Origin of the sequence: Pseudomonas fluorescens (assembly GCF_018614655.1) — a bacterium.
GTDB lineage: Bacteria > Pseudomonadota > Gammaproteobacteria > Pseudomonadales > Pseudomonadaceae > Aquipseudomonas > Aquipseudomonas fluorescens_BX.
This window is the reverse complement of sequence record NZ_JAGGOG010000002.1, coordinates 197,520-214,227: the sequence shown is the minus strand read 5'-3', so window position 1 is coordinate 214,227 and position 16,708 is coordinate 197,520. Positions and strand designations below refer to the sequence as shown.

At 59.0% G+C, this 16,708-nt stretch carries 14 protein-coding genes; 7 read left to right on the top strand and 7 right to left on the bottom strand.

Translation table 11 applies throughout. From position 1 onward, the window contains the following. Positions 1–34: 34 nt before the first annotated feature. Complete coding sequence (gpmI, locus tag J7E41_RS01755; RefSeq protein ID WP_214989686.1) at positions 35–1,561, bottom strand: 2,3-bisphosphoglycerate-independent phosphoglycerate mutase; 1,527 nt, start codon at positions 1,559–1,561, stop codon at positions 35–37. A 151-nt stretch (positions 1,562–1,712) separates the two neighbouring features. On the opposite strand from gpmI, the gene J7E41_RS01750 reads away from it, so the two are divergent. The 3 genes from J7E41_RS01750 to secB are packed head-to-tail and all read left to right on the top strand — an operon-like array spanning position 1,713 to position 2,910. Next, positions 1,713–2,126, top strand: a complete 414-nt coding sequence (locus J7E41_RS01750) for a rhodanese-like domain-containing protein (protein WP_214989685.1) — start codon at positions 1,713–1,715, stop codon at positions 2,124–2,126. Between the two features lies 1 nt (position 2,127). Beyond that, positions 2,128–2,382: a glutaredoxin 3 gene (gene grxC, locus J7E41_RS01745; RefSeq protein WP_214989684.1), complete on the top strand. Its 255-nt coding sequence runs from the start codon at positions 2,128–2,130 to the stop codon at positions 2,380–2,382. 42 nt (positions 2,383–2,424) lie between these two features. Beyond that, the gene (gene secB, locus J7E41_RS01740; RefSeq protein WP_169357450.1) at positions 2,425–2,910 is read left to right on the top strand and encodes a protein-export chaperone SecB; all 486 of its coding nucleotides are present in this window, start codon (positions 2,425–2,427) and stop codon (positions 2,908–2,910) included. A gap of 163 nt (positions 2,911–3,073) precedes the next feature. Here the strand turns inward: secB and J7E41_RS01735 are convergent, their stop codons facing one another. Further along, positions 3,074–3,529, bottom strand: a complete 456-nt coding sequence (locus J7E41_RS01735) for a tRNA (cytidine(34)-2'-O)-methyltransferase (RefSeq protein ID WP_003218007.1) — start codon at positions 3,527–3,529, stop codon at positions 3,074–3,076. Here J7E41_RS01735 and J7E41_RS01730 point away from each other — a divergent pair. Beyond that, on the top strand, positions 3,528–3,968 hold the full coding sequence (locus tag J7E41_RS01730) for a hypothetical protein (RefSeq protein WP_214989683.1): 441 nt from the start codon (positions 3,528–3,530) through the stop codon (positions 3,966–3,968). The genes J7E41_RS01735 and J7E41_RS01730 overlap by 2 nt on opposite strands. Positions 3,969–4,553: 585 nt before the next feature. Here the strand turns inward: J7E41_RS01730 and ntrC are convergent. The 4 genes from ntrC to glnA form a co-directional block, all read right to left on the bottom strand. Beyond that, positions 4,554–5,990: a nitrogen regulation protein NR(I) gene (ntrC, locus tag J7E41_RS01725; protein WP_214989682.1), complete on the bottom strand. Its 1,437-nt coding sequence runs from the start codon at positions 5,988–5,990 to the stop codon at positions 4,554–4,556. Further along, on the bottom strand, positions 5,987–7,072 hold the full coding sequence (glnL, locus tag J7E41_RS01720; protein WP_155582945.1) for a nitrogen regulation protein NR(II): 1,086 nt from the start codon (positions 7,070–7,072) through the stop codon (positions 5,987–5,989). Before glnL ends, ntrC begins: the two co-directional genes overlap by 4 nt. 392 nt (positions 7,073–7,464) lie before the next feature. Then, complete coding sequence (locus J7E41_RS01715; protein WP_214989681.1) at positions 7,465–8,001, bottom strand: chorismate mutase; 537 nt, start codon at positions 7,999–8,001, stop codon at positions 7,465–7,467. A gap of 196 nt (positions 8,002–8,197) precedes the next feature. After that, positions 8,198–9,604, bottom strand: a complete 1,407-nt coding sequence (glnA, locus tag J7E41_RS01710) for a glutamate--ammonia ligase (protein WP_155582943.1) — start codon at positions 9,602–9,604, stop codon at positions 8,198–8,200. A 334-nt stretch (positions 9,605–9,938) separates the two neighbouring features. Here glnA and thiI point away from each other — a divergent pair, with 334 nt between their 5' ends. Both thiI and typA read left to right on the top strand, forming a co-directional pair. Beyond that, positions 9,939–11,393, top strand: coding sequence for a tRNA uracil 4-sulfurtransferase ThiI (gene thiI / locus J7E41_RS01705; RefSeq protein WP_214989680.1), 1,455 nt, complete (start codon positions 9,939–9,941; stop codon positions 11,391–11,393). Between the two features lie 139 nt (positions 11,394–11,532). Beyond that, complete coding sequence (gene typA / locus J7E41_RS01700) at positions 11,533–13,353, top strand: translational GTPase TypA (RefSeq protein ID WP_169357454.1); 1,821 nt, start codon at positions 11,533–11,535, stop codon at positions 13,351–13,353. A 201-nt stretch (positions 13,354–13,554) separates the two neighbouring features. Here typA and J7E41_RS01695 read toward each other — a convergent pair whose 3' ends face one another. Further along, positions 13,555–13,989, bottom strand: coding sequence for a YkgJ family cysteine cluster protein (locus J7E41_RS01695; protein ID WP_169357455.1), 435 nt, complete (start codon positions 13,987–13,989; stop codon positions 13,555–13,557). Between the two features lie 241 nt (positions 13,990–14,230). On the opposite strand from J7E41_RS01695, the gene J7E41_RS01690 reads away from it, so the two are divergent. Next, positions 14,231–16,681 (top strand): glycogen/starch/alpha-glucan phosphorylase, encoded by a 2,451-nt coding sequence (locus J7E41_RS01690; RefSeq protein WP_214989679.1) that lies wholly within the window; start codon positions 14,231–14,233, stop codon positions 16,679–16,681. The last annotated feature ends 27 nt before the right edge of the window (positions 16,682–16,708 follow it).

Sequence of the window (16,708 nt, the reverse complement as noted above, 5' to 3'; positions counted from 1 at the left end):
GCAAGCCCGCTCCCACACTGTTTTGTATGGTGCTTTAGACCAGGATTGAGGTGCCAGTCATCTCTTTCGGCTTTTCCAGCCCCATCAGTTTCAGCATGGTCGGCGCCACGTCTGCCAGTACGCCGCCTTCACGCACTTTCAGGTCGCGCTTGCCGACGTAGATGAACGGTACCGGTTCGGTGGTGTGAGCGGTGTGGGCTTGACCGGTGGTTTCGTCGGACATCTGCTCGCAGTTGCCATGGTCGGCGGTGATCAATGCTTCGCCGCCGACTTTTTCCAGGGCGTCGACGATACGGCCGACGCACAGGTCCAGGCATTCCACGGCTTTGACTGCGGCTTCCAGGTTGCCGCTGTGGCCGACCATGTCGCCGTTGGCGTAGTTGACGACAATCACGTCATAACGCTGGTGCTCGATGGCATCGACGATTTTGTCGGTGACTTCCGGCGCGCTCATTTCCGGTTGCAGGTCGTAGGTGGCGACCTTTGGCGATGGGATGAGGATGCGTTCTTCGCCCGGGAACGGTTCTTCGCGACCGCCGGAGAAGAAGAAGGTCACGTGGGCGTACTTCTCGGTTTCGGCTATGCGCAGTTGGGTCTTGCCGTTTTTCGCCAGGTAATCACCCAGCACGTTTTCCAGGCTGCCCGGGGCGAAAGCCGACGGGGCCGGGATGTTGGCGGCGTATTGGGTGAGCATCACAAATTCGACTTTCGGCTGGCGGGCGCGCTCGAAGTCCTTGAAGCCAGCATCGACAAACACGTGGCTCAGTTCGCGGGCACGGTCGGCACGGAAGTTCATGAACACCACGGCATCGCCATCTTCAATCCTGACCGGCTCGCCAATGGTGGTGGCCTTGACGAATTCATCGCTCTCGCCACGGGCGTAGGCGGCTTCGAGGCCTTCCTGGGCGGTGGCGGCGTTGAACTCGGCGTTGCCGTCGACGATCAGGTTGTAGGCCTGGGACACGCGGTCCCAGCGGTTATCACGGTCCATGGCGAAGTAGCGGCCCACCAGGCTGGCGATGCGGCCCTTGCCCAAGGCGGCAAAGGTGGCGTCCAGCAGTTCGATGGACGATTGCGCGCTTTTCGGCGGGGTGTCGCGGCCGTCGAGGAAGGCGTGCAGATAGATCTTTTCGGCGCCGCGCTTGTAGGCCAGTTCGGCCATGGCGATCAGGTGGTCCTGGTGGCTATGCACGCCGCCGTCCGACAGCAGGCCCATGAAATGCACGGCCTTGCCGGCGGCGACGGCCTTATCTACCGCCGCGCAGATGGTCGGGTTTTCGAAAAACTCGCCGTCGCGGATGGCTTTGGTCACGCGGGTGAAGTCCTGGTATACCACTCGTCCGGCGCCCAGGTTCATGTGCCCGACTTCCGAGTTGCCCATCTGGCCGTCCGGCAGGCCCACGTCCATGCCTGAACCGGAGATGAGGCCGTTGGGTACGGTGGCGGTCAGACGGTCCAGTACAGGCTTTCTGGCCGAGTACACGGCGTTGTCGTGGTGGCTTTCACTGTGTCCGAAGCCATCGAGAATTATCAGGACCAAAGGTTTAGGCGTGGTAGTCATAGATCCTCTCGCGGCGGTAATTAATGAAGGCGATTGAAAAGGGAGTGGCAGTTTAAAGCGAAGTTCCGGTGGCGTCACCGCTTTACGGGGGTTGGCCGACCATGGCGGCTGTGTATACTTACCGCCATTTTAACGCCCTGGAACCTCCTTGATGGTTGATCACCTGATTGCATTCGCCACAACCCACTATTTGCTCGCCGGTGCGTTCGTCGTACTGCTGGCACTGCTGATCGCTCACGAAATGAGCCGCGGTGGCCGCAGCCTCAGCACGGCCGAGCTGACCGCACTGGTCAACAAGGATGAGGCCGTCGTTGTCGACATCCGTCCCGCCAAGGATTTCGCCGCCGGTCACATTGTCGGTGCGTTGAACATGCCCCAGGACAAGCTGATTTCGCGCTTGGCCGAGCTGGAAAAGCACAAGGCCAAGACCATCATTCTGGTGGATGCCCAGGGCCAGCACTCCGGCACTCATGCCCGTGAGATGCTGAAAACCGGTTTCACCGCCGCCAAACTGTCCGGCGGTATCTCCAGCTGGCGCGCTGATAACCTGCCGTTGGTGAAGTGATATGAGCCAGGTTGTCGTTTATTCCAGCGATTGGTGCCCTTACTGCATGCGAGCCAAGGCTCTGCTTGAGAAAAAGGGCGTTGCCTTCGAAGAGATCAAGGTCGATGGCAAACCTCAGGTGCGCGCCGAAATGGCCCAGATGGCGGGACGCACGTCCGTGCCGCAGATCTGGATCGGTGACAAGCATGTCGGTGGTTGCGATGACCTGTTCGCTCTGGAGCGTGCCGGTAAATTGGACACGCTGCTTCACGTCTGACTCCTAAACCCTAAAAGACCCCAAGATCAAGAAGGATCTGAGATGACTGACCAACAGAACACCGAAGCGGCAGCAGAAGAGGCTCAAGGCCCACAATTTTCCCTGCAGCGTATTTACGTGCGTGACTTGTCGTTCGAAGCGCCAAAAAGCCCGGCGATCTTCCGTCAGGAATGGAGCCCAAGCGTTGCTCTGGATCTGAACACCCGCCAAAAGGCCCTGGAAGGTGACTTCCATGAAGTGGTGCTGACCCTGTCGGTAACCGTCAAGAATGGCGAAGAAGTGGCCTTCATTGCTGAAGTGCAGCAGGCCGGTATCTTCCTGATCCAGGGTCTGGACGAAGCGTCCATGAGCCACACCCTGGGTGCGTTCTGCCCGAACATCCTGTTCCCGTATGCCCGTGAGACCCTGGACAGCCTGGTCACCCGTGGCTCGTTCCCTGCGCTGATGCTGGCTCCGGTGAACTTCGATGCCCTGTACGCGCAAGAGCTGCAGCGCATGCAACAGGAAGGCGCGCCGACGGTTCAGTAAGTCATTCCGAACCCGACGCAAGTCCACATGTGGGAGCTGGTTTGTGTGGGAGCGGGCTTGCTCGCGAAGAGGGTGCATCAGTCACCAGATATATTGACTGACACACCGTCTTCGCGAGCAAGCCCGCTCCCACACAAGCCCGCTCCCACATTTGTTTTGTGTGTTACTTGAAGCCCAGTTGCCGCCAGCCTTCATAGACCGCAACCGCCACGGTGTTGGACAGGTTCAGGCTGCGGCAGCCTTCGCGCATGGGCAGGCGCAGGCGATGGCCATCGGGCAGCGCGTCGAGGACGTCTGCCGGCAGGCCACGGCTTTCCGGACCGAACAGGAAGGCGTCGCCTTCAGCAAAGCTGGCATCATGAAACGGTCGCGAGCCTTTGGTGGTGAAGGCAAACAGCCGGGGATGGTTCAGGCTTTCCAGGCAGCTGGCGAGGTCGGCATGGCGTTGCAGGGTGGCGTACTCGTGATAGTCCAGCCCGGCGCGGCGAAGGCGCTTGTCGTCCATGTCGAAGCCCAGCGGCTCGATCAAGTGCAGGTGGCAGCCACTGTTGGCGCAGAGCCTGATAACGTTGCCGGTATTCGGCGGAATTTCTGGTTGAAAAAGGATGACGTGAAACATGCACGGCTCCGAAGGCAAAGATGCGCTGCATTCTACCCCTGAAGAAGACCCCAGGCCGAAGCTATTGCCAAGGGTTTTAGGCTCGCTGGCGATTGTCGGCTTGATGGTGGGCTTGATGATCGGTCGGCTGACCACGCCTGACCCGGTTGAGTTGCAGCAGGTTGAGCCGATGGTCGATGGCGTAGTGGTGTGGTTCAACAGTGAGCCCAAGCTGCACGGCGAGCATATCGACGGCACGGTGGCGTTGTTGTTCGACGCCCTTGGCAAGGCTCAAGGCGGGCAATTGAAGGTTAACGACAAGGATGTGAACTGGCGGCTGCGCAAGACCGATGGCGGCTTGCTGCTGAATCTGGTGGCGGCCAGGCCGTTGCGCGGGGAGTGGTCGGGAGAGAAGGTCGATGGTCGCTGGCGGTTGGAGATCCATCTCCAGGAGCAATAAAAGAGGGAATCCCCGGCCTGCCTGTACCAAGGTTCCCAAAACGGGCTGGGGCTACGGGCGAGCTGCCTCATAAGCCCCGGGTATAAAGAAGGGAGTTCCCGGCCTGCCTGTACCAGGGCTCCCAAAACGGCTATGGGGCGCGACGCGATTCGCATCAAGCACCCCGGGTGTAAAGAGGGGACTCTCGGCCTGCCTGTACCAAGGTCCCCGAAACTGGGTAGTGATAGAGGTATTGCAGGGCGCGTGCCAGAGTTGCGGGGCTGTGCAAAAAAACTTGTGCAGAAAGCGCAAAGCCCCGGATTACGGGGCTTTGGTGTTTCTGGCGTGGGGTGTTTCTTACGCAAGGCGGGTGTTTCAGGCTTTGGATAAGTGCGCGATGCCGGTTCGTGGTGCATTGAAGCGGTGCACGGTCTCAAGCCTTTTGAAGATCTAAATGTGGGAGCGGCGGTGCGACGATTCGACTTGCTCGCGAATGCGGTGCATCAGTCACCAGATATATTGACTGACACATCGAATTCGCGAGCAAGTCGAATCGTCGCACCGCCGCTCCCACATTTAGATCTTCAGTGGAATGGAGGGCGGCGATCAGCCCTCATCGCTCTCGTCATCATCCCCACCGTCAACCTTCATCCCCAGCTCCTTGATCTTGCGGGTCAAGGTGTTGCGGCCCCAGCCCAGCAGCACGGCGGCATCGCGGCGGCGACCGGCGGTGTGCTTGAGGGCGGTTTCAATCATGATCCGCTCGAAGGCCGGCACGGCACTGTCCAGCAGGTTCGACTGGCCACGGGCCAACGCCTGATCAGCCCACTGGCGCAGCGCCTGTTCCCAGTTGGTCACCGGGGCCGAATCCTGAGGCAGGCTCAGCAGCTCCGGTGGCAGGTCGCTGATGTGCACCTCGCGCCCGGACGCCATCACCGTGATCCAGCGGCAGGTATTTTCCAGCTGGCGCACGTTGCCCGGCCACGGCAGGTTCTTCAGGTATTCCTCGGTTTCGCTTTTCAGCAGCTTCGGCTCAACGGCCAACTCTTGCGCGGCGCGGCTGAGGAAGTGGCGGGCCAGGGTCGGGATGTCTTCACGGCGGTCCGACATCCGTGGAATGTGGATGCGGATCACATTCAGGCGGTGGAACAAGTCTTCGCGGAATTTCCCGGCATGCACCAGGGTTTCCAGGTTCTGATGGGTGGCGGCGATGATCCGCACATCAACCTTGACCGGCGTATGCCCGCCGACCCGGTAAAACTCGCCGTCCGCCAATACCCGCAGCAGGCGCGTCTGAGTATCCGCCGGCATGTCGCCGATTTCATCGAGAAAGAGCGTGCCGCCATCGGCCTGTTCAAAACGGCCACGGCGCAGGTTGGCCGCACCGGTGAACGCACCTTTTTCATGGCCGAACAGTTCGGACTCCATCAAGTCCTTTGGAATCGCTGCCATGTTCAAGGCGATGAACGGCGACGCCGCCCGTGGGCTGTGACGGTGCAGGGCGTGGGCCACCAACTCTTTACCGGTGCCCGATTCGCCGTTGATCAGCACGGTGATGTTGGAATGGCTCAAGCGCCCGATAGCGCGAAACACTTCCTGCATCGCCGGCGCTTCACCGATGATTTCCGGGGTGCGGGTCAGGGTCGGCGGCGCTTCCTGGTTCTGCTGTTCCTGGGCGTGCTGGTTGGCACGCTTGACCAGCGCCACGGCTTCGTCGACATCGAATGGCTTGGGCAAGTACTCAAAGGCACCGCCCTGATAGGACGCGACAGCGCTGTCCAGGTCCGAGTGCGCCGTCATGATGATCACTGGCAGGCGCGGGTGCTGCTCGCGAATCCGCGCCAGCAAGTCCAGGCCACTGGCGCCGGGCATGCGGATGTCCGAGATGATCACGTCGGGCTGCTGGCGGGCCAGACGGCTCATCACCCCGTCGGCGCTGTCGAAGCTTTGGGTGGTCATGCCTTCCTGTTGCAAGGCTTTCTCCAGGACCCAGCGGATAGAACGGTCGTCATCGACGATCCAGACAGTTTCACTACGGCTCATGTCGATGGGGCTCCTTGTTCCAGTGGCAGAAAGATCGAGAAGGTGGTGTGGCCAGGATGGCTTTCACATTCGATCAAGCCCTGGTGCTGGCTGATGATGTTCTGGGTAATGGCCAGGCCCAGCCCGGTACCGTCCGGGCGGCCGCTGACCATGGGGAAGAAGATGGTTTCCTGCAGTTCGGCGGGGATGCCCGGGCCGTTGTCGATGATCTCGACCTTGGTCACCAGCCGATGGCGCACATGGCCAATGGTGAACTGGCGCAAGGCACGGGTGCGCAGGCTGATGCGGCCCAGGCGCAGCTCGTTCTGGCTGCTGATGGCCTGCATGGCGTTGCGCACGATGTTGAGCACCGCTTGAATCATTTGTTCGCGGTCGATCAACACGTCGGGAATGCTGGGGTCGTAGTCACGCACCAGAGTGATGCAGCCCTGGCTTTCGGCTTCAACCAGGTGGCAAACGCGCTCCAGCACTTCATGGACGTTGGTCATCGCCAGCGACGGTAGCTTGTTGGAGCCGAGCATACGGTCTACCAGGTTACGCAGGCGGTCGGCTTCTTCGATGATGACGTTGGTGTAGTCCTTGAGGTTTTCGTCCGGCAGCTCGCGGGCCAGCAACTGCGCCGCGCCGCGAATTCCGCCCAGCGGGTTCTTGATCTCATGGGCCAGGCCGCGTACCAGCATCTTGCTGGTTTCCTGCTTGGACAGTTGCGCCTCTTCCTTGGTGATCCGCAGTAGACGGTCACGGGGATGGACTTCCAGCAAGAGCAGCGTGGCACCGTGGCTCAGGATTGGGGTCACAGCGTAGTCGACGGTGAGGGTCTGGCCGGTGAGGGCCGTGAGCATCGCTTCGCGCTTGGTGAACGGGTGTGCCTGCTCCACGGCTTGACGCAAGGAACTCAAGGCCTCGGCGGACTCGGTGAACAGTTCGCTGATGAATTGCCCATGGCTGCGCTGACCGCTGATGGCCAGCAGCATCTCTGCCGCGGGGTTCATGTACTCAAGGCGCAGTTCGTCGTTGAGCAGGATGGTCGCGGTGGTCAGGTTGTCGAGTAGCAAACGGTGCAGTGCGTCGCTGATGGTCATTAGGACCTCTTTTGGAGCAAGGCGCAGGCTTGAGGCGCGCGCTGATACAAGGAAAATGCAAAAACCAAACCAAGGCTCCGAAAAGAAGCGTTAAAGCCCTGAAATAGGGGTTTAAGGCGCGAAACTGTGGCGTTCTGCCAGCTTGGGCGGGAAGTTTCGAACCAAAATGGGCTGGGTTAGTGGAAAGGGTGCAAGGTGTTGCACCAATATAGTGCGGTTTTGCAAAGTCTGTTCAGGAACTGCTCGACGATCGTTCCCTGTAGCCGCTGCCGAGGTACGAGGCTGCGATGCGTGTCCGCAGGACCGCCGCCTTGGGGCTGCTACGTCGGAATGCCGCATCAAGCCCATCGCAGCCTCGTGCCTCGGCAGCGGCTACAAGATTTTCAGCGGCTTCAGTTCTTGTAGATACACAGCTCGGCCGTGGCGCGGGTCATTGCCAGTTGGCGCAGCGGGTCGTTTAGAGGTTTGTGATTCGCCTGGGCCAGCCATTGCGGGCACTGCGGGTTGGTGCGTTCCGGGGTGAAATCCGCGAGCTGTTGCAGCAGGCGCTTTTGCAACTGGTCCAGTTGCGGGCGAATGGTCCCGACCAAATCAGGGCGCGGGTCATCGGGCGCCTTGCCTTGCAGTTGCCAGTCGGACAGGTGGGCGTACTGCACCAATTTATTCGCTTCGATCTGTGCCGAGAAAAATTGCTCGGCCGCCGCCGCTGCCAGTGCGTACGTTGGCGCCTGAGCGACCACGCTGGCAATCACGTCTTGCTCCCTGGCCCGGTCTTCGACAGGTTTGTGGCTGTCCCATTTGCTCAAAGCTACCTGGTCGGCAATCGCCAGGCGTTCGGCGATGCTGTTGAGCAGCGGGGCGAGGGTGGGCGGCGCGGCGGATGTACTGGCGCTGACTAACATCAAGACAAACACGAATCGAAATTTCAAAGGAGATCCCCCTGTAGGAGCGAGCTTGCTCGCGAAGGCCGTTAACGATAACGCGTAAATGTTGAAGAAATGCAGCGTATTCAAGTTTTCACGAGCAAGAACTAGGCGTCCCCCTCGCTCCTACAAAATCCAGGCAAAAAAAAGACCTCCCGAAGGAGGTCTTTCTCGTCACGCTACGTCAAGCAGCGCTACCGGATCAGCAGCTGTAGTACAGCTCATATTCCAGTGGGTGTACGAAGGTGCGGACCTTGATTTCTTCTTCGCTTTTCAGGGCGATGTAGGCATCGATAAAGTCGTCGCTGAACACGCCGCCTTTGGTCAGGAACGCACGGCCCTTGTCCAGCTCTTCCAGGGCTTCTTTCAGGCTGCCGCACACTTGTGGGATCTCTTTGGCCTCTTCAGGCGGCAGGTCATACAAGTTTTTGTCGGCGGCGTCGCCTGGGTGGATCTTGTTCTGGATACCGTCCAGACCGGCCATTACCAGGGCCGCGAAAGCCAGGTACGGGTTGGCAGCCGGATCCGGGAAGCGTGCTTCGATACGGCGAGCGCGAGGGCTGGACACGTAAGGAATACGGATCGAAGCGGAACGGTTGCGAGCCGAGTAGGCCAGCATTACCGGAGCTTCGAAACCTGGGACCAGACGCTTGTAGGAGTTGGTCGACGGGTTGGTGAAGCCGTTCAGGGCCTTACCGTGCTTGATGATGCCGCCGATGAAGTACAGGGCGGTGTCGGACAGGCCGGCATAACCTTCGCCAGCGAAGGTGTTCTTGCCATCTTTGGCGATGGACAGGTGAACGTGCATACCCGAACCGTTATCGCCGTACAGCGGCTTAGGCATGAAGGTAGCGGTACGGCCGTAGGCATCAGCCACGTTGTGTACGCAGTACTTCAGGGTCTGGACTTCGTCAGCCTTGGCTACCAGGGTGTTGAACTTCACACCGATTTCGTTCTGGCCGGCAGTCGCCACTTCGTGGTGGTGAACTTCGATGACCAGGCCCATTTCTTCCATGGCGTTGCACATGGAGGTACGGATTTCGTGGTCGTGGTCGAACGGAGGAACCGGGAAGTAGCCGCCTTTGATACCTGGACGGTGGCCTTTGTTGCCGCCTTCGATGTCCTGGTCGGACATCCACGAACCTTGTTCGGAGTAGATTTTGAACATGGAACCGGAGATGTCGGACTTGAACTTCACTTGGTCGAAGATGAAGAACTCAGGCTCCGGGCCTACGAATACGGTGTCGCCGATACCGGTGGACTTCAGGTATTCCTCGGCACGCTTGGCGATCGCACGTGGGTCACGGTCGTAGCCTTGCATGGTCGACGGCTCGATCACGTCACAGACGATGATCAGCGTTGGGTCTTCGGTGAATGGGTCGAGCACGGCGGTGCTGTCGTCCGGCATCAGGATCATGTCGGAAGCTTCAATGCCTTTCCAGCCGGCGATGGAGGAGCCGTCGAACATTTTGCCTTCTTCGAAGAAAGCATCATCCAGCGCGTCGCGAGCCGGCATGGTCACGTGGTGCTGAGTGCCTTTGGTGTCCGTGAAGCGCAGATCAATCCATTTGACGTCATGATCTTTGATGAGTTGAACCGACTTCGACATAGTGTCCTCCGGGTGGCTTCGGGCTGGGGTAGTGGAGTTAGCCCTTAGAATGTGGGTGATGCCGGCGCGAATACTCGACCAAGGCAACCTGCCTCACAAGGGAGCAAATTGCATGCCAGTGCGCCAACATGGCCTTTTTGCCTCAAAATGGCCCCTATAAAGGTGCAATCCGTTAAAACGGTACAAATTGCGCACTGCAATGTAGCGTTAAAAACCTCAAATGCCCCGTTTTAGTGCGCGCAAAGCCGTTTGTATATTAACTGGTTAAACCTTGAGCTATTTCCGCTATAATCCGCGCCCCCCTTTTTCGGCTGGCCCTGTGCGCGCTGTTTCCATGAAATTAATCGTTAAAGTCTTCCCCGAGATCACCATCAAGAGCCGACCGGTACGGATGCGTTTCATCCGTCAATTGGCCAAGAACATCCGTGCCGTGCTCCGCGATCTGGACCCGGCTGTGGTGGTGAACGGCGTGTGGGACAATCTCGAGTTGGAAACCCGCATTACCGACCCCAAAGCCTTGAAGGACATGACCGAACGCCTGAGCTGCATGCCGGGCATCGCGCATTTCCTGCAGGTTGACGAGTACCCGCTGGGGGACTTCGACGACATCACCGAGAAGTGCAAACAGCACTTCGGCGCCGAGCTCGAAGGCAAGATCTTTTCTGTGCGCTGCAAGCGTGCCGGCAAGCACCCGTTCAGCTCCATGGATGTCGAAAAATACGTCGGCAGCAAGCTGCGTCGCGAGTGCGGCGCCGCCGGGATTTCCCTGAAAGAGCCGCAAATCGAAGTGCGGATGGAAATTCGCGACCAACGGTTGTTTGTGATTCACAGCCAGCACAACAGCATCGGCGGCTACCCACTGGGTGCCCTGGAACAGACCCTGGTGTTGATGTCCGGTGGTTTCGATTCCACCGTGGCGGCCTACCAGATCATGCGCCGCGGGCTGATGAGCCACTTCTGCTTCTTTAACCTGGGCGGGCGTGCACACGAATTGGGCGTGATGGAAGTTGCGCACTATATCTGGAAGAAGTACGGCAGCTCCCAGCGGGTGCTGTTTGTCAGCGTACCGTTCGAGGAAGTCCTGGGAGAAATTCTCGGCAAAGTCGATAACAGTCATATGGGCGTAGTATTGAAGCGTATGATGTTGCGCGCTGCGTCCCGGATTGCCGATCGACTGCAGATCGAGGCGCTGGTTACCGGTGAAGCGATTTCCCAGGTGTCCAGCCAGACGCTGCCGAACCTGTCGTTGATCGACTGTGTGACCGAGAAGCTGGTATTGCGCCCGCTGATCGCCAGTCACAAACAGGACATCATCGACCTGGCGACCGAGATCGGCACCGCCGACTTCGCCAAGCACATGCCTGAATACTGCGGGGTCATCTCGGTGAACCCCAAGACCCACGCCAAGCGTCACCGCGTGGAGTACGAAGAACAACAGTTCGACATGGCGATTCTGGAGCGTGCGCTCGAGAACGCCAAACTGGTGCCAATCGATCGCGTGATCGACGAACTGGGCCAGGATTTGCAGATCGAAGAAGTCAGTGAGGCGCTGGCCGGCCAAATCGTCATCGACATCCGTCACCCGGATGCCACTGAAGATGAGCCGCTGGACATTGCTGGCATCGACGTACAAACGTTGCCGTTCTATGCATTGAACGCACGTTTCAAGGAACTGGATGACAGCCGTCAGTACCTGTTGTATTGCGACAAAGGCGTGATGAGTCGCCTGCATGCCCACCATTTGCTCAGTGAGGGGCATGCCAATGTGCGCGTTTATCGACCGAGCTAAGAGCCCGGGGCTGTTTGCCTGTGGCCTGCGTCACCGGCCCCCCGACTCTGCCGTCAAGCTGTAACGGCAAGGCCTGACTCTACTGTTAATCGCTGCCACGACCTGTCAGCACACCGAATCCTCTGATCGAGATACACAAGTGATCGAAAATCTACGCAACATCGCCATCATTGCTCACGTTGACCATGGTAAGACCACCCTGGTAGACAAACTCTTGCGTCAATCCGGCACCCTGGAGCGCAACGAGCTCAACGACGAGCGCGTGATGGACTCCAACGACCAGGAGAAAGAGCGCGGTATTACCATTCTGGCGAAAAACACCGCCATCAACTGGAACGGCTACCACATCAACATCGTGGACACCCCGGGCCACGCCGACTTCGGCGGCGAAGTTGAACGTGTAATGTCGATGGTTGACTCCGTTCTGCTGCTGGTTGACGCTCAAGACGGCCCTATGCCGCAAACCCGTTTCGTGACCAAGAAGGCTTTCGAAGCCGGCCTGCGTCCAATCGTGGTCATCAACAAGGTTGACCGTCCAGGCGCGCGTCCGGACTGGGTTCTGGACCAGATCTTCGACCTGTTCGACAACCTGGGTGCTACCGAAGAACAGCTGGACTTCAAAGTCGTCTACGCCTCGGCCCTGAACGGTATTGCCGGTCTGGAACACACCGACATGGCTGAAGACATGACCCCGCTGTACCAGTCGATCGTCGACAACGTACCTGCGCCGAAAGTCGACCGCGATGGTCCGTTCCAGATGCAAATCTCCGCACTGGACTACAACAGCTTCCTGGGCATTATCGGCGTTGGCCGTATCGCTCGTGGTCGCGTCAAGCCTAACACCCAGGTTGTTGCGATCGATGCTGATGGCAAGCGCCGCAACGGCCGTATCCTGAAGCTGATGGGTCACCACGGTCTGCACCGTGTAGACGTTGAAGAAGCAGCTGCCGGCGACATCGTCTGCATCAGCGGCTTCGAGTCGCTGTTCATCTCCGACACTCTGTGCGACCCACAGAACGTTGAAGCGATGAAGCCGCTGACTGTTGATGAACCAACCGTTTCGATGACCTTCCAGGTTAACGACTCGCCGTTCTGCGGCCGTGAAGGCAAGTTCGTCACCAGCCGTAACATCAAAGAGCGTCTGGACAAAGAACTGCTCTACAACGTTGCCCTGCGCGTTGAAGAAGGCGACACCGCTGACAAGTTCAAAGTCTCCGGCCGTGGTGAGCTGCACCTCTCGGTACTGATCGAAACCATGCGTCGCGAAGGCTTCGAAATGGGTGTTGGTCGTCCGGAAGTGATCATCCGTATGGTTGACGGCGTGAAGCACGAACCGTACGAAAACGTGACCATCGACCTGCCAGAAGAATCGCAAGGTTCGATCATGGAACAGATCGGTATCCGTAAAGGCGACCTGACCAACATGGTTCCGGATGGCAAGGGCCGTGTGCGCCTTGAGTACAACATCCCGGCACGTGGCTTGATCGGTTTCCGTAACGAGTTCCTGACCCTGACCTCCGGTGCAGGCATCCTGACCTCGATCTTCGACCGTTACGACGTGATGAAGTCCGGCGACATGTCCGGCCGTCAGAACGGCGTGCTGGTTTCGGTTGCTACCGGTAAGGCTCTGACTTACTCGCTGGAAACCCTGCAAGCTCGCGGCAAACTGTTCCTGGGTCACGGTGAAGACGTGTACGAAGGTCAAATCGTCGGCATCAACAGCCGCGACAACGACCTGGGCGTCAACCCAACCAAAGGCAAGAAGCTCGACAACATGCGTGCTTCGGGTAAAGACGAAACCATCGCTTTGGTTCCGCCTATCCGCTTCACGCTGGAGCAGGCTCTGGAATTCGTTCAAGAAGACGAATTGTGCGAAGTCACTCCTAAGTCCATCCGTCTTCGTAAGAAGATCCTGGGCGAAAGCGAGCGTACCCGCGCTGCGAAGAAGTCCGGTAACTAAGTCTCTTAGTTAGCTGACAAAAAAACGCCCCCGACCGCAAGGTCGGGGGCGTTTTTGTTTGTCTGGGGTTTGTGCGGTGACTTTGCCGGCCCCTTCGCGAGCAAGCCCGCTCCCACCTTTGACCGTGTTCCTTCAGGATGAACGCGGTCAAAGGTGGGAGCGGGCTTGCTCGCGAAGGCGGTGGTTCAGGCAACAACAAACTCAGAACTTATCGAGCGTCCGGAAATTAGTCTCGCGTACCACTTCTTTCGGCTTGTACGCGCAATACCCTGGGCGCGGCCCGATCTTGGGGTGATTGCGGCAAGTATCCGGGCGCTTGTCATAAATAGTGCAGAAACGGGTCTTACGATCCAGGTACAGGCAATCGTTGTTGCTCATGCGCTGCAGGGTGAAGATCTCGGATTTTGAGTTGAAGCGCTCGACGATGCCTTCCTTCTGCAACCGCTTGGCGATGTTCTTCGGCGGATCACCACGCTCGAACTCATCGACGATGCCAATCCGGATCAGGTCCTTGATCTTCACCTCGACCGGCAGGGTGCAGCAGCTGGACACGCAGCCGCCGCACATATGGCTTGAGTACTTCTGCCAAGTCTCGAGACGGTCGAGTTCCGCGGCGGCGATCAGTTGAGGCTTCATCAGGTTTCCAAGAGGGGCGTTATCCGGGCGCGGGATCATACCGGGATTGGTGGTTTTTTGAACAATATTTTGCAGGTTTCAGCTCAAAGGCGGCGTTGAGGAGTAAACGGGCACGCCCCCTGCATCCTTTTCCAGGCAATTGGGGATGATTGAAAAAACTGCCGAACCGCAGGCTTCGTCGTTTGTCAGACCGTCTAGGCTCCAGTATTTCCCTTCTTCTATCTCGCCCGAGGTCGCACCGATGTCTCAGGAACCGCTTGTACGAGAAGCAGAGGTAGCCGCATTTCGCGATGCCGTCTTGACCAAACTCACCTATGCGGTGGGCAAGGATCCCGATCACGCGTTCGACCACGACTGGTTCGAGGCCATTGCCTTGGCTGCGCGGGACCATATGGTCGACCACTGGATGGACCATACTCGGCATATCTACCGCAAGGGACAGAAGCGGGTCTATTACCTCTCCCTGGAGTTCCTGATCGGCCGCCTGCTCTTTGACAGCTTGAGCAACCTCGGGCTGCTGGACGTAGCGCGCGAAGCCTTGAGCGAGCTGGGTGTGGATCTGGAGCGCATTCGCCTGCTGGAGCCCGATGCGGCCCTGGGCAACGGTGGCCTTGGGCGGTTGGCCGCGTGCTTCATGGAAAGCATGTCGACCTTGGGGATTGCCGGCCACGGCTATGGCATCCGCTATGAGCATGGTTTGTTCCGCCAGGCGATTGTCGATGGCTGGCAGCAGGAGCAGACCGAACGCTGGCTGGATTTCGGCAACCCGTGGGAGTTCGAGCGGGCTGAAGTGATTTACCCGATCGGCTTTGGTGGGGCTGTGGAGACTGTGCTGGACGCCGCCGGCAAGTCGATCCAGGTCTGGACACCCAATGAAACCGTACGGGCGGTGGCCTATGACACGCCGGTCGTCGGCTGGCGCGGCGCCAGCGTCAACACCTTGCGGCTGTGGCGTGCGCGGGCGGTGGAAGACTTGCACCTGGAGCGCTTCAACGCCGGTGACCACCTCGGTGCCGTGGCAGAGGTGGCCCGTGCCGAAAGCATCTCCCGAGTGCTTTACCCGGCGGACAGCACCGAAGCAGGGCAGGAACTGCGCCTGCGCCAGGAATATTTCTTCGTCTCCGCCTCGTTGCAGGATTTGCTGCGTCGCCACAAAAACATGCACGGTTCCGTTCTGAGTCTTGGCGAACACGCGGCCATCCAGCTTAACGACACCCACCCGTCCATCGCCGTGGCCGAGTTGATGCGCCAGTTGGTGGACCTGCACGACATTCCCTGGGATGCAGCCTGGGATGTCACTGTCGAAACCCTGTCGTATACCAACCACACGCTGCTCCCTGAGGCACTGGAAACCTGGCCGGTGGGCTTGATGGAACGCATGCTGCCGCGGCACATGCAGATCATCTACCTGATCAACGCTCAGCACATCGACTCGCTACGGGCCAAGGGTATCCATGATTTCGATGTGCTTCGGGCGGTGTCGCTGATCGAAGAAGACAACGGTCGCCGTGTGCGCATGGGTAACCTGGCGTTCCTCGGCTCCCACAGCGTCAACGGCGTGTCCGGCCTGCATACCCAGTTGATGCGCAGCACGGTGTTCTCCGAACTGCACAAGCTTTACCCGGAGCGGATCAACAACAAGACCAACGGCATTACTTTCCGCCGCTGGCTGTTCCTGGCCAACCCCAAGCTCACGGTGATGTTGGTGGAAGCCCTGGGCCCGGATATTCTCGACAACATCGAGCAGCGTCTGGTGGAACTGGAAACGTTTGCCGAGAAGCAGGCCTTCCGCAAAGCCTTCGCTGAGCAGCGCCTGCACAGTAAAAGGGCGCTGGCGGACATCATTCACGAGCGCCTGGGGATTTCGGTCAATCCGGCGGCGATGTTCGACGTGCAGGTCAAGCGGATCCACGAGTACAAGCGCCAACTGCTGAACCTGATGCACACCGTCGCCCTGTACCAGGCGATCCGCGCCGAGCCGGAAACCGATTGGGTACCCCGGGTGAAGATCTTTGCCGGCAAGGCGGCGGCGAGCTATCACCAGGCCAAGCTGATCATCAAACTGACCAACGACATCGCCCGTACGGTGAACAACGATCCGACAGTGCGTGGTTTGCTCAAGGTGGTGTTCCTGCCCAACTACAACGTCAGCCTGGCGGAAAGCATCATTCCGGCGGCTGACCTGTCGGAGCAGATTTCCACTGCCGGCTTCGAGGCGTCGGGTACCAGTAACATGAAGTTCGGCCTCAACGGCGCGTTGACCATTGGCACGATGGACGGTGCCAACGTCGAGATGTGCGAGCGTGTGGGGGCCGAGCACATGTTTATCTTCGGCCTCAGCGCCCAGCAGGTGGAGGCGCGTAAGCACGCCGGCGAATTCAACGCCGGGCCGGACATTGCCGCCTCCCATCGTTTGAACGATGTGCTGCAAGCGATTCGTGGTGGCGTGTTCTCGCCGGATGATCCGGGTCGTTATGCCGGATTGATCGATTCGTTGATCGACTACGACCGATTCCTGGTATGTGCCGATTTTGACTCCTACTGGCACGCCCAGGCGCGGGTCGAGGCGCACTGGCACGACTCTAAAGAGTGGTGGCGTTCGGCGGTGCTCAACACGGCGCGTATGGGCTGGTTCTCATCGGACCGGACGATCAGGGAGTACGCGACGGAGATTTGGAAAGCGTTGGACTGAGATTTTCTAAATCTGTGTCTCAAGGCC